This is a genomic window from Streptomyces sp. WMMC1477 (assembly GCF_027460245.1).
GTDB lineage: Bacteria > Actinomycetota > Actinomycetes > Streptomycetales > Streptomycetaceae > Streptomyces.
Window position 1 is genome coordinate 4,102,280 of the sequence record NZ_JAPZBD010000003.1, and the last position, 18,629, is coordinate 4,120,908.

16 protein-coding genes are annotated in these 18,629 nt (G+C 74.5%); 12 read left to right on the forward strand and 4 right to left on the reverse strand.

Features of this window, described 5'->3' with window-relative positions; all coding sequences use genetic code 11:
- The first annotated feature begins 58 nt into the window (after nt 1-58).
- Nucleotides 59-829: a class I SAM-dependent methyltransferase gene (locus O7609_RS18460; protein WP_269735893.1), complete on the forward strand. Its 771-nt coding sequence runs from the start codon at nt 59-61 to the stop codon at nt 827-829.
- Nucleotides 830-905: 76 nt separating this feature from the next.
- On the opposite strand, the gene O7609_RS18465 is transcribed toward O7609_RS18460, so the two are convergent.
- On the reverse strand, nt 906-2,102 hold the full coding sequence (locus tag O7609_RS18465) for an NAD(P)-dependent malic enzyme (protein ID WP_219090419.1): 1,197 nt from the start codon (nt 2,100-2,102) through the stop codon (nt 906-908).
- 558 nt (nt 2,103-2,660) lie between these two features.
- Here O7609_RS18465 and O7609_RS18470 point away from each other — a divergent pair.
- The 5 genes from O7609_RS18470 (at nt 2,661) to O7609_RS18490 (ending at nt 7,119) form a co-directional block, all read left to right on the forward strand.
- On the forward strand, nt 2,661-3,626 hold the full coding sequence (locus O7609_RS18470; RefSeq protein ID WP_269743907.1) for an ABC transporter substrate-binding protein: 966 nt from the start codon (nt 2,661-2,663) through the stop codon (nt 3,624-3,626).
- A gap of 185 nt (nt 3,627-3,811) precedes the next feature.
- On the forward strand, nt 3,812-4,756 hold the full coding sequence (locus O7609_RS18475) for an amino acid ABC transporter permease (protein WP_269737206.1): 945 nt from the start codon (nt 3,812-3,814) through the stop codon (nt 4,754-4,756).
- Nucleotides 4,753-5,541: an amino acid ABC transporter ATP-binding protein gene (locus O7609_RS18480; protein WP_269735891.1), complete on the forward strand. Its 789-nt coding sequence runs from the start codon at nt 4,753-4,755 to the stop codon at nt 5,539-5,541. Before O7609_RS18475 ends, O7609_RS18480 begins: the two co-directional genes overlap by 4 nt.
- A 127-nt stretch (nt 5,542-5,668) precedes the next feature.
- Nucleotides 5,669-6,643: a zinc-binding dehydrogenase gene (locus tag O7609_RS18485; protein WP_269735890.1), complete on the forward strand. Its 975-nt coding sequence runs from the start codon at nt 5,669-5,671 to the stop codon at nt 6,641-6,643.
- Entirely contained in the window at nt 6,640-7,119 is a 480-nt protein-coding gene (locus O7609_RS18490) for a GNAT family N-acetyltransferase (RefSeq protein WP_269743908.1), read from the forward strand. Before O7609_RS18485 ends, O7609_RS18490 begins: the two co-directional genes overlap by 4 nt.
- Nucleotides 7,120-7,240: 121 nt before the next feature.
- Here the strand turns inward: O7609_RS18490 and O7609_RS18495 are convergent, their stop codons facing one another.
- The 3 genes from O7609_RS18495 to O7609_RS18505 form a co-directional block, all read right to left on the reverse strand.
- Nucleotides 7,241-8,236 carry a PadR family transcriptional regulator gene (locus tag O7609_RS18495; protein WP_269735888.1) on the reverse strand — a complete coding sequence of 332 codons (996 nt, stop codon included), beginning with the start codon at nt 8,234-8,236 and terminating at the stop codon, nt 7,241-7,243.
- 1 nt (nt 8,237) lies between these two features.
- Nucleotides 8,238-9,239, reverse strand: coding sequence for a DUF4097 family beta strand repeat-containing protein (locus O7609_RS18500; protein ID WP_269743909.1), 1,002 nt, complete (start codon nt 9,237-9,239; stop codon nt 8,238-8,240).
- Nucleotides 9,240-9,494: 255 nt separating this feature from the next.
- Nucleotides 9,495-9,674 carry a DUF6104 family protein gene (locus tag O7609_RS18505; RefSeq protein WP_219090424.1) on the reverse strand — a complete coding sequence of 60 codons (180 nt, stop codon included), beginning with the start codon at nt 9,672-9,674 and terminating at the stop codon, nt 9,495-9,497.
- 139 nt (nt 9,675-9,813) lie between these two features.
- On the opposite strand from O7609_RS18505, the gene O7609_RS18510 reads away from it, so the two are divergent.
- From O7609_RS18510 to O7609_RS18535, 6 genes are all read left to right on the forward strand, one after another.
- A complete protein-coding gene (locus tag O7609_RS18510; RefSeq protein ID WP_269735886.1) occupies nt 9,814-10,263 on the forward strand; it encodes a CU044_2847 family protein in 450 nt (149 codons plus the stop codon).
- Entirely contained in the window at nt 10,260-12,305 is a 2,046-nt protein-coding gene (locus tag O7609_RS18515) for a VMAP-C domain-containing protein (RefSeq protein ID WP_269743910.1), read from the forward strand. The genes O7609_RS18510 and O7609_RS18515 overlap by 4 nt, the downstream gene beginning before the upstream one ends.
- A 109-nt stretch (nt 12,306-12,414) precedes the next feature.
- Nucleotides 12,415-13,545: an AAA family ATPase gene (locus O7609_RS18520; RefSeq protein ID WP_269743911.1), complete on the forward strand. Its 1,131-nt coding sequence runs from the start codon at nt 12,415-12,417 to the stop codon at nt 13,543-13,545.
- 7 nt (nt 13,546-13,552) lie between these two features.
- Nucleotides 13,553-16,777, forward strand: a complete 3,225-nt coding sequence (locus tag O7609_RS18525) for an SAV_2336 N-terminal domain-related protein (protein WP_269743912.1) — start codon at nt 13,553-13,555, stop codon at nt 16,775-16,777.
- Between the two features lie 147 nt (nt 16,778-16,924).
- Entirely contained in the window at nt 16,925-17,224 is a 300-nt protein-coding gene (locus tag O7609_RS18530; RefSeq protein ID WP_269743913.1) for a hypothetical protein, read from the forward strand.
- 29 nt (nt 17,225-17,253) lie between these two features.
- Nucleotides 17,254-18,594, forward strand: a complete 1,341-nt coding sequence (locus tag O7609_RS18535; protein ID WP_269743914.1) for an aKG-HExxH-type peptide beta-hydroxylase — start codon at nt 17,254-17,256, stop codon at nt 18,592-18,594.
- The last annotated feature ends 35 nt before the right edge of the window (nt 18,595-18,629 follow it).

Consider the following 18,629-nt stretch of genomic DNA (forward strand, 5'->3'; position numbering starts at 1 on the left):
CGGACAGGAACGTAAGGGCTGGCTATGGAAACAGCCTATTACCTGCGGAGGGGAAGCGATGACCGAAAGCGCACACGTCGACTGGCGGAGCTGGCAGAGCTCGTGGGACCGGCAGCAGGAGTGGTACCTGCCCGACCGCGAGCAGCGCTTCGGCGTCATGCTCGACGCCGTCGAGGCGCTGGTCGGCCCCCGGCCCCGGGTGCTGGACCTGGCCTGCGGCACCGGCAGCATCTCCGACCGGCTGTTCGCCCGGCTGCCCGAGGCACGCAGCGTCGGCGTCGACCTCGACCCGGCGCTGCTGACCATCGCGCGCGGCCACTTCGCGGGCGATGAGCGGATCGAGTTCGTCAGCGCGGATCTGCGGGACGCGGCCTGGGCGGAGAAGCTGCCCCACCGGGAGTTCGACGCCGTCCTGACGGCCACCGCGCTGCACTGGCTGCGCACGGACGAGCTGGCCACCCTCTACGGGCAGGTGGCCGGGGTCGTGCGCGGCGGTGGCGTGTTCCTCAACGCCGACCACATGCCCGACCCGGAGACGCCGCGGATCAACGAGGCGGTGCACGCCTTCGACAAGGCCCGCCGGGAGCGCGCGAAGGCGGGCGGAGCCCAGGACTGGAGTGGCTGGTGGGAGGAGGCCGCAGCGCACCCGGCGCTCGCCGGTGCGGTCGCCGAGCGCAACCGCCTCTTCGGCCGCCCCGCCGACGACCACAGCGACGGTCAGCTCCAATCCCCGGCGTGGCACGCCCGCGCCCTGCGGGACGGCGGCTTCGCCGAGGCGCGCACGGTGTGGGCCTCGCCGCACGACGCGATGGTCCTCGCCCTCAGGTGACGGGCCCCGGGGGCGGGCGGACAGCACGCGGGGGCGGTACGGGACACGACCCGTACCGCCCCCGCGCCGCTCACGGTCAGCGGCGGGCGACGCCCTCCGCGCGGGCGGCCGCGGCCACGGCCGCGGTCACCGCGGGGCCCACCCGCTCGTCGAACGGCGAGGGGATGACCTTGTCCGCGCTCAGCTCGTCCGCCACCACGGCGGCCAGCGCCTCGGCCGCGGCCAGCTTCATGCCCTCGGTGATGCTCGTCGCCCGCACCTGCAGGGCGCCGGCGAACACGCCGGGGAAGGCCAGCACGTTGTTGATCTGGTTCGGGTAGTCGCTGCGCCCGGTGGCGACGACGGCCGCGTACTTGTGCGCGACGTCGGGGTGGATCTCCGGGTTGGGGTTGGCCATGGCGAAGACGAACGCGCCCTCGGCCATCGTGGCGACGGCCGGCTCGGGCACGGTGCCTCCGCTGACGCCGATGAAGACGTCGGCGCCGTCCAGGGCCTTCTCCAGCGAGCCGGACAGCCCGGCCTTGTTCGTGAAGCCGGCGACCTCGCGCTTGACGGCGTTCAGGTCCTCGCGGTCCTGGGAGACGACGCCCTTGCGGTCGCAGACGGCCACGTCGCCGATGCCCGCCTCGATGAGGATCTTGGCGATCGCCACGCCGGCCGCGCCGGCACCGGAGATGACGGCCCGCAGCTCGCCCAGCGCGCGGTCGGTCAGCCGGGCAGCGTTGCGCAGCGCCGCCAGCGTCACGATGGCGGTGCCGTGCTGGTCGTCGTGGAAGACGGGGATGTCCAGCCGCTCCTTCAGGCGCTGCTCGATCTCGAAGCAGCGGGGCGCGGAGATGTCCTCCAGGTTGACGCCGCCGAAGGAGGGGGCGAGGCGCACGACCGTCTCGACGATCTCGTCCGTGTCCTTGGTGTCCAGCGCGATCGGCACCGCGTCCACGCCGCCGAACTGCTTGAACAGGATGGCCTTGCCCTCCATGACCGGAAGCGAGGCCTCCGGGCCGATGTCACCCAGCCCGAGCACCGCGCTGCCGTCCGTCACGACCGCGACGACCTGGGACTTCCAGGTGTAGTCGTCGACCAGCTCCGGCTGCTCGGCGATCGCCGTGCAGACCTTGGCCACGCCGGGCGTGTAGGCGAGGGACAGGTCGGCGGTGTCCCGCACGGGGACGGTCGCCTGCACTGCCATCTTGCCGCCTCGATGCAGGGCGAAGGCCGGATCGATCGCGTCTTCGGCCAGCTCTCCCTGCGGATTGACGATCTCCGCTGCCACTTTGACCCCTTATTCCGAATAACTGCCGAGGGTACCGCTGCCTGGTTGAGGCGCGGGCGGAACCGCGTCCAGGCCCCGTCCGGTGATCGACACCGTTCAGGGGGGAGGTGTTGGACGCCGGGCGCGCCGCACACGCGCCCCGGGTCCCCAGGTGAGGGGTGTAACAGCCCTTTGTACCGGATGACGATGACTGCCACGAGCCACTTCCCCCGTCACTGCCGCGCCATGAGTACGCCTCGTGATCGACTGCAAGGGATGTATCCGGCGAACGACCGGAAAACGGATGACCAACGCCCACCGATGAGGGGTTTCCTCACCGTCGCCGGACCCCGGCGTGAGGAACCTCTCACAAAGCTCCGGTCCTGCTCAGTCCGGTGCGTCTCCTGACCAAACCATGTTCGGTCACCGATCTCCGTTATCCGATTTTGATATCGCTGACCTCTCCCCAAGGCATGTCCGGATGGCAAGATTCCTCCCACTACGCAGGGTCGCCGTCACACTCGAGGGTGGGACGCGGCCCGCCGAAGACCCCCTCACCCCTCGCAGGAGGACCTCGTCATGACCGCACGCTTCACCCGCCGTCCGTCCGCGCGTCGTCGTCTCGCCGCGGCCGGAGCCATCGCGGTCACCGGGGCTCTGCTGCTGACCGGCTGCGGCGACCAGACCGACGACGCCGACGGCGGCTCCGGTGACGGCGGCAAGGAGGGCGCCAAGGGCACCAAGAGCTCTGAGGCCCCGCTCTTCTCGGAGCTGCCCAAGGAAATCCAGGACGCCGGCGTCATCAGGGTCGGCTCCGACATCGCCTACCCGCCCATCGAGTTCTTCGACGACAAGGAGCTCAAGGGCGTCGACCCGGGCATCGCGGAGGCCCTGAGCGAGCAGCTCGGCGTCAAGCTGGAGTTCAAGGACGCCGGCTTCGACCAGCTCATCATCGGCCTCAACAAGTCCGGCAAGTACGACATCGTGATGTCCGCGATGACCGACACCAAGGAGCGCCAGGACGGCGCTGCCGAGGACGAGGCCGGCGGCGTGGACTTCGTCGACTACTTCAAGGCCGGTTCCGCCCTCCTCGTGGAGAAGGGCAACCCGAAGAAGATCGAGAGCCTCGACGACCTGTGCGGCCTCGGCGTCGCCGCCCAGCGCGGCACCGCCAACGAGACCCTGGTCAACGAGCAGAACAAGAAGTGCGGCGACGACAAGATCGACTTCTTCATCGCCGACAAGGACACGGACTCGGTCACCCAGCTCCAGAACGGCCGCGTCCAGGTCGTCGTCACCGACTACCCGGTGGCCATCTACAGCGCGGAGACCGCCGGTGGCGGCGACCGCTTCGAGGTCGTCGGCGACCAGATCGACGCGGCGCCCTACGGCATCGCCGTCCACAAGGACAACACCCAGCTCCGCGACGCCATCCAGAAGGCCCTCCAGGCGATCATGGACAACGGCGAGTACGCCAAGGTGCTGAAGGAGTGGGGCGCCGAGGCGGGCGCCCTGGAGCAGGCCACCGTCAACGCGGGCAAGTGACCCGCACCGGCCGCACGACCACTCCCGACTGAAGCGACTCTCCCGTGAGCGAACCACACGAGACGCCCGACGGGCTGCGCAAGGCCGACCAGGCCGCGCAGCCCGCCCAGGGCGAGAAGACGGTCGGCGACACGAAGCCGACCAAGACCGACACCGCCGTGTCGACCACCGCGGACCCGGCGGAGCTGACCAAGACCGCAGGACCCGGGGAGCCGGCCGACGACGAGAGCGTTCCGTCGGCCGCCGTCAAGGCCATTCCGGTGCGTCACTACGGCCGCTGGATCGGGGCCGCCCTCGTCATCGCGGCCCTCGGCCTGATCGGCCTCGCCTTCGCCAACGGCGACATCGCCTGGGCCGTCGTCGGCGAGCGGCTGACGGACGGCACGTTCGTCGGCCCGGCCTGGGAGACGCTGAAGATCAGCGTCTACGCCATGCTCATCGGCGTGGTGCTGGGCACCCTGCTCGCGGTGATGCGGCTGTCCGCCAACCCGGTGCTGTCCGCCGTGTCCTGGGCCTACATCTGGTTCTTCCGCGGCACTCCGGTGATCGTCCAGCTCCTGCTCTGGTTCAACCTGTCCGCGGTCTTCACCACCCTGGACCTGGGGCCGATCTACAAGAACGAGATGAACGACGTCATGACGCCGTTCGTCGCCGCCCTCCTGGCCCTCGGCCTCAACGAGGCCGCGTACATGGCGGAGATCAGCCGCGCGGGCATCCAGTCCGTCGACCACGGTCAGACCGAGGCGGCGCACGCCCTCGGCATGAGCGGTGCCAAGACGATGCGCCGCATCGTCCTCCCGCAGGCGATGCGCGTCATCATCCCGCCGTCGGGCAACGAGTTCATCAACATGCTCAAGACCTCATCCCTGGCCTACATCATCGGCTTCGGCGAGCTCTTCTACGTGGCGAAGAACATCGGTGCGACCGACTACGCCGTCATGGAGATGTACCTCGTCGTCTCCGTCTGGTACCTGCTCCTGACCACGGTCTTCAGCATCGGCCAGTACTACCTGGAGCGGCACTACGCCAAGGGCGCCAACCGCTCGCTGCCGCCCACCCCGCTACAGCGGATCCGCGGCCAGCTCTCCTCCTTCCGCACGCCGAGCAAGGTGGGAGGGACCACCGTATGAGCAGCGAGAACACGACGGACACCGTCCAGCCGATGGTGAAGGCCGAGCAGGTCCACAAGTCCTTCGGGCACGTGGAGGTGCTCAAGGGCATCGACCTGGAGGTCGCGCCGCAGGAGGTCTTCTGCCTCGTCGGCCCCTCCGGTTCCGGCAAGTCGACCTTCCTGCGGTGCATCAACCACCTGGAGAAGATCAACGCCGGGCGGCTCTCCGTCGACGGACAGCTCGTCGGCTACCGGGAGAAGGGCGACAAGCTCTACGAACTGCGTGAGCGCGAGGTCGCCGAGCAGCGCAAGGACATCGGCATGGTGTTCCAGCGCTTCAACCTCTTCCCGCACATGACGGCGCTGGAGAACGTCATGGAGGCGCCCGTCCAGGTCAAGCGCGAGTCCAAGTCCGTCGCGCGGGAGCGGGCGGAGCGGCTCCTGGAGCGCGTGGGGCTGGCGGACCGGATGAAGAACTACCCCGCGCAGCTCTCCGGCGGTCAGCAGCAGCGCGTCGCCATCGCCCGGGCGCTGGCGATGGAGCCCAAGCTGATGCTCTTCGACGAGCCGACCTCCGCGCTCGACCCGGAGCTCGTCGGCGAGGTGCTGGACGTCATGCGGGGCCTGGCCGAGGACGGCATGACCATGATCGTCGTCACTCATGAGATGGGCTTCGCCCGCGAGGTCGGCGACTCCCTGGTCTTCATGGACGAGGGCGTGGTCGTCGAGTCCGGCCATCCGCGGGACGTGCTCACCAACCCGCAGCACGAGCGCACGCAGGGTTTCCTCTCCAAGGTGCTCTGAGCGCACAGCTCCGGAACGAGACACACCGTGGGGCGGTACCGGCCGGTACCGCCCCACGCGCGTGCGCGGCGCGTGTCACAGCGGCAGGCCATTCCACACGGCCCCGACGCGGCGTAGCGTGCGGATCATGTTTGCTGCGTATGCCGCCCGGATGGACCGGGAACAGCCGCTCACCGGACTCGAACTCGGAGAGCGTCCGGAGCCGGACGTGCCGCCGGGCTGGACGACCGTCGACGTCAGGGCGGCCTCCCTCAACCACCACGACCTGTGGACGCTGCGCGGGGTCGGGCTCGGCGAGGAGGCGCTGCCGATGATCCTCGGCTGCGACGCCGCCGGGATCGACGCGGACGGCAACGAGGTCGTCGTCTACCCGGTGATCGGGCTGACCGGCCACGGAGTCGGCCCGCGCGAGCCGCGCACCATCCTCACCGAGAAGTACCAGGGCACCTTCGCGGAGCGGGTGGCCGTGCCGCAGTGGAACGTGCTGCCCAAGCCTCCGCAGCTCTCCTTCGAGGAGGCTGCCTGCATGCCCACCGCGTGGCTGACCGCCTACCGCATGCTGTTCACCAAGGCCGGGGTCCGGCCCGGGGACAGCGTGCTGGTCCAGGGCGCCGGCGGCGGCGTGGCGACGGCGGCCATCGCGCTCGGCGCGGCGGCGGGGCTGCGGGTCTTCGCCACCAGCCGGGACGAGGGCAAGCGGAAGAAGGCGCTCGAACTCGGCGCCGAGGCGGTGTTCGAGCCCGGAGCGCGGCTGCCGCACCGGGTGGACGCGGTGATGGAGACCGTCGGCGCGGCGACCTGGTCCCACTCGGTGAAGTCCCTCAAGCCGGGTGGCGCGCTCGTCATCTCCGGTGCCACGAGCGGCTACAACCCGCCCAAGGCGGAGCTGAACCGCATCTTCTTCCTGGAGCTGAAGGTCGTCGGCTCCACGATGGGCACCAAGGAGGAGCTGGCGGGGCTGCTGAACTTCTGCGCGGCCAAGGGGCTGCGCCCCGTCATCGACTCGACGCTGCCGCTGGAGCGCGCACGCGAGGGCTTCGAGAAGATGGCCTCCGGCGACCTGTTCGGCAAGATCGTGCTCACCGTCGGCGCCGACCGATGACCTGGGCCGTGGCCTCGGCGCCCGTGGGCGGCGCCGAGGCCGAAGGCATCCTCCTCGCCTACTACGCCGACATCGTGGGCCGCTACTACCGCCGGGCCGCCACCCGGGACGAGGTGCGGGCCGCGATGGCGGCAGAGCCCAGCGCCGGGCTCACCCCGCCCGAGGGCAGGTTCCTGCTGGGCCGGTACGACGGCGAAGTCGCCGGCTGCGTCGGTGTACGCCTGCTGGAGCCCGGCATGGGGGAGTTGGCGCGCGTGTACGTGCGGCCGGAGCTGCGGGGCACCGGCGGCGGGGCCGCGCTGCTCGGGGCCGCGGAGGCCGCCGCCCGGGAGCTGGGCGCCACGGTGCTGCGCCTGGACACGCGGGCGGATTTGGTGGAGGCGCGGGCGCTCTACGCCGCGCATGGCTATCAGGAGATCCCGGCCTACCACGACGGCCCGTACGCCGACCACTTCTTCGAGAAGACACTCCGCTGATCCCGGGGGCCGGACGGTGGTACCCGGCCCCCGGCCCCGGCCCTCGCGATCAGCGGCTCCCACCCGCCGTTCGGCACCCTCCCACCCTCCACGGCTCAGCCGTGCCGGGACAGGGACCGGTTCAGCGGGGGGCTCGGAGCGCGGCGGCGATCTGCGCTGCCGCGGTGGACAGATGGCGTCTCACCTCGCGCAACTGCTCGGGCGTGACGCCGTGGTCGCGGGAGGCGTCCCGGACCTCGTCCCGGAAGCGGTCCAGCAGCCGTTCCAGCGCGCGCGCCGGGTCGGTGCCGGGCTCGGCGGCCTCGCCGGGCCACTCGGGCTCGGGGGGTTCCGCCGCGGCGGGGGACTCGCGCGGCTCCTGGGGCCGGTGCGGTACGCCGGGCTCGCCCGGCGGTGTCCCGAACGGAGGCGGCCAGGCCGTGCCCTGGCCCGTCGTACGGCCGAGGCCGCCCATCTCCTTGGCCAGCTGGGCCATGCCCTCGCGGACAGCCCGCTGCCAGTCCCCGCTCTGGGCGTGCGGGGAGACGCGGTCCTGTACCTGGCGGGCGATGCGCCGCACCTCCTCCTGCGCGGCCCGCTGGGCCTCCTGCCGGGCCTTCCGGCCCTCCTCCTGAGCGGCCTGGATCTTCTCCTGGCGGATCTGGCGGTGGTCCGCCCTGCCGCGGCGCGCCTCCTCCTTCCAGCCGCGCCCCGCATGCCCGGAGGCCGCCCGCTCGCCGCCGGCCGTGGTGCCGCCGCCCTCGGCTGCCTCGCGCATCTCCCGGCGCAGGTCGTCCGCGGAGCCGCGCACATCCTCCCGGATCTCGGCGGCGAGCGCCGTCAGTGAATCGTGGATCTCCCGCTCCAGCTCCGTCAGCTCGCCCTGCCTTCCGGCGAGCTCCGCCCGCCCCCGCGGGGTCAGCGAGTAGACCTTGCGGCCTCCTTCGGTGGTGTGGGTGACCAGCCCCTCGGCTTCCAGCTTGGCGAGCCGGGGGTAGACGGTGCCGGCCGAGGGGGCGTACAGGCCGCGGAAGCGCTCTTCCAGCAGCCGGATCACCTCGTAGCCGTGCCGGGGGGCTTCCGCCAGCAGCTTCAGCAAGTACAGGCGCAGTCGGCCGTGGGCGAAGACGGGGGGCATGTCAGGCGTCCTTCACGAACGAGGGGGCGGCGTCGGCGGGGGCGGGCGCTCTGCGCAGGAGGGCGATGCGGCCGGAGACCGTGGTGGCCTTCAGCCTGCCGCGCCCGGAACCGAGCGTTCCGGTGATGCGTCTGGCTCCCCAGTGTCCGTCCATCCGGAGGTCCTCGAAGCCGCAGGAGAGCGAGCCGCCGGTGGTGTGGGCCTCCACAACGGCGTCGGGACGCGGGGGGAGCCGGACGGCGATGTCCCCGGAGACGGTCGCCATGGCCAGCTCCGTGGGCGTGGCGTGACCGGGCGGGAGGCAGCCCGGGCCTTCGGCGCCCTGCCCTTCCGTGACGTCGACGATGAGGTCTCCCGTGACGGAGTCCGCCTTGACGGCGCCCGCACCGCCGTCGAGGACCGTGAGGGTGCCGGAGACCGAGTGGAACGCGAGCTGTCCGCGCAGGGCCTGGACCTCCACCGCACCGGAGACGGTGTGCGCGGTGACCGGGCCTCGCAGCCCGACGAGCGTCGTGTCGCCCGTGATGCTGCGCGTCTCGGTGGGACCGGTGAGGCCGGAGACGACCGTGGCGGCGCTCACGGCCGCGAGCCGGACCTCGGCGTGCGCGGGGACGGCCAGCGTGATGTCGGCACTGCGGCGCCGGCCCCTGCGGTCCAGCAGCTTGAGAAAACCCTGCCACGGCACGTCGTCGTAGGCGACGGTGAGCACGCCGCCCTCCAGGGTGACGCGCAGCGGGGGTCCGTCGATCGCGGCCACCTCCAGCCGGGCCCCCGAACCGGCCGCCCCCTCGCCACCGGCCCCGGGGGCGAGACCGACGACGTTGACGGTGCCGCCGACGACCCGGACCTGCAGGCTCTCCACCGGCTCCTCCAGGGCGAGCCGCCGCGGGCTGTCGATCAGCCACTCGGGACGGCCGGGATGCCCGCCCGGGCCCCGTCGGCCCCACTGCCCGGACGACTGGTCCGACGACTGCTCCGGCGACTGGTCCGACTCGCTGGCCACGGTGCCTCCTCGGTCCGGTGGTGGACATCAGCCATCACGCAATATATCGCGTCACGACATTCACGATACATCGCGTTCTCGTGGCGTCAAGCTCCACCGGAACCGGACATCCTGCTGGAACCGGACATGCCACGGGCCTCGGAGCGGTGCTCCGAGGCCCGGATGAGGGGAGCCGCTCAGCGGGCGGGCACGGGCGCCGGCCGGCCGGGCCCTGCGGCGGCCCGGCCCGCCCGGTGCGTCGTCAGCTCGTGCCCGTCACTCGTCGTCCTCGTCGTCCAGTCGGGCGAGCCAGGTGGCCAGCCGCTCCACGGGGACCTCGAAGTCGGGGTTGAGGTCGACGAACGTGCGCAGCAGCTCGGCCAGCTCGCCGAGGGTGATCTCCTCCTCGCCGCGCCGGTTCTCCAGCTCCTCGATGCCGCGGTCGGTGAAATACAACGTGCTCTCCGTCGCCGATGGGATCTACCTCCGCAGGATATGCCGGGCGAGGCCGGGCCCCTCGCGCCCGCCGGGTGGCGCCGTTAACCTGCGAACCGACCGGGGGTCGACGAGTGGGGGGAGACGGGGGTGTCGGGTCGTGGGTGACGGCATTACGCAACTGCGCCTGGACGACGGGACGGTGGTGTGGGCGCGCGTCAGCGGGGCACAGGAGCTGCGCCCGCGCGGCGGATACCAGGACTCGGCCCTGGGCGGCCGGGTCACCGAGCTGGCCTCGGGCCTGGCCGACACCGTGCGCGGTGTCGTGCGCTCCGTGCGCATGGGCATGGCCGCGGCGGCGCCGGACGAGGTGACCGTCGAGTTCGGGCTGGAACTCGCGGCCCAGGAGGGGAAGCTGGTCAGCCTGCTGGCCAACGCCCAGGGGACGGCGTCGATCAACGTCACCCTCACCTGGACGGAGCGCGGCGGCGGGCGCGGTCGCGCCCCGGAGGCCGAGGCCGTCCCCGAGGGGGAGGCGGCCGCGCCCGCGCAGGAGCCGCGGAGCGCGCCCCCCGTGCCCCGGTCCGCCGCCACCCCTTCGACCCCGTGAGCGCCCTCGACGCGCTCGTGCGCGGTGCGGTCGCGCGCATTGCCGCGCCCGGCGAGGGGTATGACGGGCCCAGCGACACCTTCTGGGGGAGCGGCTTCTTCGTCGCGCCCACGTACTTGCTGACCTGCGCGCATGTCCTGGATCAAGGAGGTGGCGAGGTGTGGACCAGGCCGGAGGCCGTCGGCGTGACGTGGGCCGGCGGCCGGGCGGCCGGCACTGTGCGCCTCGCGCTGCCGGTGCCGGAGCCGGGCGGCGGCCGCACGTTAAGCGGCTGGCCCGCGCCCGACCTCGCCCTCGTGGAGGTGCCGGAGGCCACCGACATCGAGTGCGTGTGGCTCAGCGACCGGGCGGTCTTCGAGGGCAGCCGGGTCTCCCTGCACGGCTGGTCGCTGGTCACCGGCACCCGGGCCTACCGCCCGGCGGCCGGAGAGGTCAGCGGGCTGGACGGGCCGCTCCTCCTGTTGCGCGGTGAGCGGCCCGTCGAGGGCACCTCCGGCGGCCCGCTGGTGGACACGGTGCGCGGCGAGGTGATCGGCGTCTGCAAGGCCCGGGACGAGAGCGATCCGACGGCGGGCGTGGCCGTCCCCGTCACCGCCCTGCACGCCCTCCACGACCTGCCCGGTGGCGGGCTGCTGGCGCAGGTGCTGGCCGCGCACGACCGGTACCACCTCGGCCGGTTCCGGGCGAACGCCCCCGACCCCTCGTGGGCGGACGCGCAGTACGAGCTGTGCGGCGAGCGGCTGCGGCGCTTCACCCCGGGGCTGCGCACCCATCTGCTCGGCTGTCTGGCCGCCCTGACCCCGCCCGACACCTCCGGCGAGGTGGCCTCGCTCGTGGACGCGGTCCGCCGGCGCACGCTCCAGGGCCGCTTCCGGCAGGGTGTGGACGAGCCGACGCCCCGCACCTGGCGGGAGGGCGTCGGGCTCCTCTACGGGCGGGACGAGTTGCGCGAGCTGATGGGCATCGTGCTGTACGCGGCGGAGGTCGTGAGCCTCGTGCGCGCCCGCGGCCACACTCAGGACGCGGGCCCCCTGGCGGAGTTGAGCGCGTGGGTGCGGGCCACCGCGGAGCCGTTGATCGACATCCGCCAGGAGGTCCAGGAGATCCTGGACGGCGCCGACCCGGGCACCCCCAAGCACCGTTCCCGGCCCCGCGCCGCTGTCCGGGTGGTCATCCATCCGCGCAGCTACGGCGACCGCTACCCGTGGGAGGTCAAGCTCGTCTTCGACCCCCTGGGCGCCGACGATCCGAGCGGTGTCACGGGTTTCGACGGTGACGACACCGGGCACCGCCGCGGCGAACTGCGGGAAGCGCTGCGGGGGCCGCTGGCCGCCGCGCTGAACCAGTGCGACGTGGGCGGCCAGCTGGCGGCCGTCGAGTTCGTGGTCCCGCGCGACCTGTTCGACCTCCCCTTCGACTCCTGGGAGCTGGCTCCGCGGCGCACGCCGGAGGGGGCGACCAACCCGCACGGGCTGCCGCTCGGGCAGCGTCGGGTGGTCGCCGTCCGGGATCTGCTGCGCACGGTCGTCGAGCCCACCCAGGAGTGGCGGCGGCGCTGGGCGGCCGCGCAGAGCGGTCCGCTGACGGCGGTTCCGCTGCGCTCGGGGGCGGAGGTGCACGGGCACGACGGCGGGCCCCGCGCCGAGCGCTGGGGCGCCGTCTACGACCGGCTCTCCAGCGCCGAGCCGGGGAGCGTGCCGGTCTTCTGCGGCGGTGTCGGCGACGGGGACGGCGCGGAGGCGATGGACGCGGCGCTGACCGCGGGCCACCCGGTGGTGGTCTGGCGCTCGCAGGCCGGCGGGCACACGGATTGCGCCGATTTCCACCGTCAGGCCGAGGACTTCGTGGCCGAGGTCCGTACCGCCGAGGGCCTGCACGGCCCGCTGCGCAGTCTGCGCATCCGCACCTGCGATCCCGGCGGGAGCGACCCGGACTCCGCCTGGGGCCGCTCGGTCGCCCTGCTCTACGACCCGCCGGAATCCGGTTCGGGCGCCGTCGGACCCGTCCACGAGCCGTATCCGACCCCGGAGGTGCCGTGGTGAGCACCTGGTCGAGAACGCGTCAAGTGCCCTGCTTCGGACGGCCGGAGGTCTCCGCAGGCCGTTCCGTGCGCAGTACCGTCGAGCATCGAGGCCGTGAGGAGGCCGTGTCGTGAACGACTGGCGCATCTACCGCGGTGCGGGGCTCCCGCACGACGGCATCCTGCGGCTGCCGCCCCCGCCGCCGTGGCGGGACTTCGCCGCCGCGGGCCCGGACGGGGACGGCGGGCCGGAACCCGACGCGGCCCCGCAGACGGGAGGGACCGACCGTCCGGGCGAGACGAGCACGGCAGAGGCCGCAGCGGACGCGGCCGGTCCGGCCGGGGCCGGGGCGGCCACCGCGGCCGAGGCGGACCCGAGCGCCGCGCGCCGTCTCGGCGTGCGCCGGCGCCTCGTGGAGCACCACCACCCGCGACCGGAGGAGGTGGAGGCGGTCAACGCCGCCCTCTACCTGCGGCGGCCGCTCATCGTGACGGGCAACCCGGGCACGGGCAAGTCGACCCTGGCCCACGCCGTGGCCTACGAGCTGGGCCTCGGACGGGTGCTGCGCTGGCCGATCGTCAGCCGCACGACCCTGCAGGACGGGCTGTACCGCTATGACGCCATCGGGCGGCTCCAGGACGTCCAGCTGGAGCGCGCGGCGAGCGGCGGGGAGGCGACGACGCCCCGGCCCATCGGTTCGTACGTCCGGCTCGGCCCGCTGGGCACCGCCCTGCTGCCCGCATCCCGCCCCCGGGTCCTGCTCGTGGACGAGCTGGACAAGAGCGACCTCGACCTCCCCAACGATCTGCTCAACGCACTGGAAGAGGGCGAGTTCACCATCCCCGAGCTGGAGCGGGTGGCGGACCGGGAGCCGACGGCCGAGGTGCTGACGGACGACGGCCGCCGGGTGGAGGTGACGAGCGGGCGCGTCCGGTGCACGACGTTCCCGTTCATCGTCCTCACCTCCAACGGCGAGCGGGACTTCCCGCCCGCCCTGCTGCGCCGGTGCATCCAACTGGAGCTCGCGCCGCCGGGGGAAGAACAGCTCGCCGCGATGGTGACGGCCCATCTGGGCGCGGACGCCGTCACGGCGGGGGAGGACCTGATCGCCCGCTTCCTCAGCCGCGACCCGGGCTCCGTCATCGCCGCCGACCAACTCCTCAACGCCCTCTACCTCACCCAGCACACCCCGCAGGCCGAGCGGGTGACCCGGGACCGACTCGCCGAGATCCTGATGCAGCCGCTCGACCGGCCGCGGTGAGGCCGCGATGACGGAGGAGGGGCGGCTGCGGGACGTCTTCACCCGGCTGCGGGCGGCCGGGCTCGACCCGAGCGCCGAGGACGTCGCCGACGCGCTGTGGCTCGCCCGGGTCACGGCCCCGGAGGGGACCAGGGGCGCGGAACCCCGTTCCGGGGGCGCCGTCTCCGGCCCGGACGGGCGCCCCGCCGAGGGGCGCTCCCGGCCGGGTGGCGCCGTCGCGGAACCGTCCGCGGCGCCGTCGGCCTCACCTTCCAGCACGTCCCGGCCGGAGCCCCGGCCGTTCCCGCCCGTCTCGCTGTTCACTCCGGCGCCCGAGGCCGGGGGCTCCGCGGGCCCCACCGTGTCCGGTGCCGACCATCCGGTGGCGGACGGGGTGGCCGACGGATCGGCGGACGGCTCGGCCGAGGAGCGGCAGGCGGCCTTCCCCGTCCGGGTTCCGGTGGCCGCCGCGCTGCCCGGGCTGCTCGGCCTGCAACGCGCACTGCGCCCCCTGCGCGGCTACCGGCCCCGGGCGGCCAGCGGCCGCTATGGTCTCGACGAGGAGGCCACCGCCGACCTCAGCGCGCGGGCCGGAGTCGTGCGGCCCGTGTTCCGCCCGGTCGAACGCTGGGGAACCGACATGCAGCTCCTGCTGGACACCTCACCCTCGATGGTGGTGTGGGAGCGGATGTTCGAGGAGTTGCGGCAGGTCTGCGAGCAGATCGGCGTCTTCCGCGACGTGCAGGCGCACTACCTGCACCGCGCCGAGGACGGCAGCGCGGTGATCGGCACCACGGCCGGCGGCGGCGTGCCCCGGCTGCGGTCCTCCGGCCAGTTCCGCGATCCGACGGGGCGTCGGCTGACCGTCGTCGTCAGCGACTGCGTGGGGCCGCTGTGGCGCTCCGGCGCCGCCCAGCGGATGCTGCACGCGTGGGCCGCGGCCTCGCCCGTCGCCGTCGTCCAGCCGCTGCCGCCCCGGCTGTGGTCGCGCACCGCTCTGCCCGCCGTCCCCGGCCGGCTGGTGCGCAGGCCCGCGGGCGGGCCGCTGGGCTTCCGGTCCGACGGCTACGGCCCCGGGGCCCGGCCGGTCCCCGGGGCGCGGCCGGTTCCGGTGCTCCTGCCCACCGTCGACGCCCTGGGCGCCTGGGCCCGGCTGCTGTCCGGGACGGGCGACGCCTCCGCGCGGGGCGCCGCCGCCTGGCTGCGCGCCGACCACCCGCCCGCGCCGGCGCCCGGCCCGCGGCGCCAGGCCGCCCGCAGCCCGGAGGAGGTGCTGCGCGCGTTCACCGCCGCGGCCTCGCCCGGCGCACGCCGGCTGGCCACCCATCTCGCCGCTGCCCCGACGACGCTGCCGGTCATGCAGCTCGTCCAGCGGGCCCTGCTGCCGGACACGGGCCCGATGGAGCTGGCCGAGGTGCTGCTCGGCGGCCTGCTGTGGCAGGTGCCGGGCCAGGCCGAGGGCCCGGGCCACGGCATCGGCGCGGGGCCGCACTACCGCTTCGCCCGCGGGGTGCGGGAGATGCTGCTGGACTCGCTCGGCCAGGACGCGGCCGCCAACGTGCTGGGACACTGCTCGCGGCTGGTGGCCCGGCATTTCGGCAAGGGCGCCCGCAACTTCCCGGCCCTCGCGGTCGCCCGGCTCACGGACGCCTCACCCGCGCCGCGGGCCGAGCCGGCGCCGTCGGCTCCGGACGAGCGCACGCGGGCGCAGGGGGGTGTGGCCCCGCCCCCGTCGGCAGAGGAGGAGGACGACGGCGGAGTCACCTCGCAGACGTCCCTGTTCGCCGAGGTGCCCGCCCGTGTCGTGCGCTGGTTCCAGCCCGCCCCCTCCAGCGAGGACGGGGCCGGGCCCCTCGGCAAGGCCGAGGCGCTGCTGCGCGAGTGGCGGCAGCAGCGCGACCCGGCCCTGCTCGCCCAGGCCGGGCACTACGCCGAGGACGCCCTGCTCGGGCAGGAGGGGGACGCGGGGGAGGACGCCGACGGGGTGCGGGCGCTGCTGGCCCTCGGCAGGGTGCTGCTGGCCCAGTCGGGCACCCCGGCCGTCCGGCGGGACGATGCGGTCCGCCGCGATGTGCTCGGCCAGGCCCAGACGTATCTGACGGAGGCCCTGCGCCGGGCGGAGCCCGGGCACCCCTGGCGGGCCCAGGCAGCGCTGGAGCTGGCAGCCGTCCACTACGGCACCTGGCACGCGGCCGGTGACGCCGAGCAGCTCGCCGCGGCCGAGCGGGTGCTGCGGGGGCTGGACGCGGCGTCCCTCCCGCCCGAGGAGCGGCGCACCCGGCATCTGCGGCTCGGCCGGGTGCTGCTGGCCCGTGCCGAGGCCGAGCTCGCGCCGCGGCTGAGGGCGGGGCTGGCCGCGGAGTCCGTGCGGGAACTGCGGGCGGCCTGCGAGCAGTCGGAGGCGGCGGACGTGCCGGACGACCTGCGGGCGGGAGCGCTGCTGGACTTCGCCGCAGCGCTGCGGCTGCACGGCCGCGCCGAGGAGGCGCTGGAGGCCGTGCGCCGGGCGCAGGAACTGACGGCACAGGCCCCGGCGCTCGGCGAGCGGGCGCTGCTCGTGCGCGCCCGCACGCTGGCCGACGCCGGGCGGGCCGAGGAGACCGACGCGGCCTACGCGCAGGTCGCCGACGCGGCCCCGCGCGACAGTATGCGCCGGTGCGAGATCCTCGCGGAGTGGGGCGAGCGGTTGCTCGACCGGGCTGCCGTCCCCGCCGCGAGCGACGCCACCGTCGCCCGGGCCGAGGGGGTGCTGCGGGAGGCGTTCGCCACCGTTCCGGGCCGCGCAGCGCTCTTCTCCCGGCTGCAACTCGCCCTGGCCCGGGCGCTGCTGGTGCGCTACCGCCGGGGCGGCTTCCCGCCCGACCGGTACGAGGCCGTGCACCTGCTCCAGGGGGCGGCACGGCGCGGTGCCGACGCGGAGCTGCGCGCCGCCGCCTGGCTGGAGCTGGGCCGGGTGCACGCGGCCGAACTCCCGGCGGGCGGGGGCCGGGACGCGACGGAGGCGGGGGTCGCCTTCCGGAACGCGCTCCGCGAGGCGCGTGCCGCCGCCGCGGGCGCGCCGTCCGTCGCGGTGGCCCGCGTCCTGCACGCCCAGGGCGCGCTGCTGGCCTCCGAGGGACACGCCGGTGCGGCCCGGGAGGCCTTCGCGGAGGCGTCGTCGGAGTGGCGGCGGCTGGTCGCGCATCTGGAGCCGGTGCCGTGGGACGAGGTGGACGAGACACGACGGCGCCTCGCGCCTCCGACCGGACGCTGACCGGGCCGGGCCGGACGTCCCCAGCGCTGGCCCGCCTGACGGTGGCCGAAGCGAAGCCGGGCGGGTTTCCAAAACCGGGCCTGCGGGAAGAACCGTGCAGCCGTTCGAGCGGCGTACGGCAGCAGTCGGCGGGGAGGAGAGCCCAGGGTGTCCACCGACGAGCAGACGGCGCCGCCCGGCCCCGTGGCCGACGTCTGCCCCCTCCCCGACCTCGGCGAAGTCCTGTTGGCCACGCTGGCCGACCACCCCGACCCCCGGCTGGCGAAGCGCGTCGAGGCGCTCCTGCGCCACCCGGAGACGCTCGACGAGACCTGGGCGGGGACGCCCGACCCGGAGCCGGCGCCGCCCCAGCCGCCCCCGCCGCCCCCGCCCCCAGGGATCGGTTTCCGGTCACATCCCGCATCCGGGCAGCCGTATGACGACGGCGCCGGGGCCTGCCGGAGGTGACGGCGTACCCGGTCGGCACGGTGGACACCGTGGGCGGAACGCGCCTGCCCGCCTCCGCGCTCGCCCGCATGGCGGCCACCCGGCTCCTCCGCGGCGATCTCGCCCTGCTGCGCCGGGCCCAGGAGGACCGCGCCCTGGTTCTCCTCAGGGCCGTGCACACCCGGCTGCGGCGCCGCCCCGAGGCCGTCGGCCCCGAGGCGCACCGTGCCTTCGAGGCGCACTGGGCGCTCCTGGCCCGGGCCGAGGCGCGGCGGCCCGCGGTCGCCCGCTTCGCGCTGGGTTACCCGGCCGTGGGGGCCCGGCTGGTGGCGGTGGTCCGGGCCGCCGACGGTGCCGAGCTGGAATGGGCGCTGGCCGCCTTCGGCGCCGCCGCGGTGGCCGTCGCCCTGCTCACCGGCACCGCCTGCACGGCCGACCTCGCCGCGCCAGAGGGCGTGCTGGCGCTTCCCGGGGTGGGTGTCCTCCGGGCCTTTGCCCCGGGGGCGCGGGTGAGCGTGCGTGCGGGCGGGGCCTGGGTGCGGCCGCTGGGTCACCGCCGGGCCGGGGCGGCGGTGCTGCGGCTCCCCGGAACCGGGGCCGGAGCCGGGTCCCGTCCGCGGTGGACGGCGGTGGGGGTGGGCTGGCGGCAGCCCGCCCGGCTGCCCGGCTCGGCGGCCCGTCTGGAGGACATCGACCCTTTCCGTGTCCCGCCCGGCGGGGTGGGCCTGCCCGGGCTGGAGCCGAGGCCCGCCGCGGAGCGGGACGAGACGGCGGCGTACCCGTGGGCGGCGCGCTGGGACCGTGCGCTGGCCCTGCTGCTGACGGCCGATCCTGTCCGGGCGGCCGAGATCGGGGCGCTGGTCCGGGCGGTCGTGCCGCTGGGCGCGGCGCCGTCCGGCGGCGGAGGGGGCCGGGTGAGCGCGACGACGCGGGCCGTGCCGGGCGCGCTGCTGACCACGTGGCCGGGTTCCGCGGCTCAGCTGGCGGCCGTCCTCGTCCACGAGACGCACCACACCAAGCTGGACCTCGTCCACGAGCTGGCTCCCCTGCACGGGTCCGAAGCCGGGGAGCGGGAGGGAGCGGCGGGCGGCGCGGCCCACCGGGTGGGGTGGCGCCCCGATCCGCGCCCGGTGCGGGGGGTGCTGCACGGCACGTACGCGCACCTGGCGCTCGCGGACCTGTGGGCCCGGTTGGCGGGCGCCGGGACAGTGCCCGAGCGGTTCCGGCGGGCGGCCCGGGACCGGCACGAGCAGTGCTGGGAGCAGGTGCGCGAGGCGCTGCCGATCCTCCTCAATTCGTCCGAACTCACCTACGCTGGCAGGCAGTTCGCGATAGGCATGAGTGAGTACCACCAGAATCTGGGGAAACGGGTCCGACCGCGCCACCGATGACCGGAGAGCGACGTAACCGTGACGTAGAGTGCTGC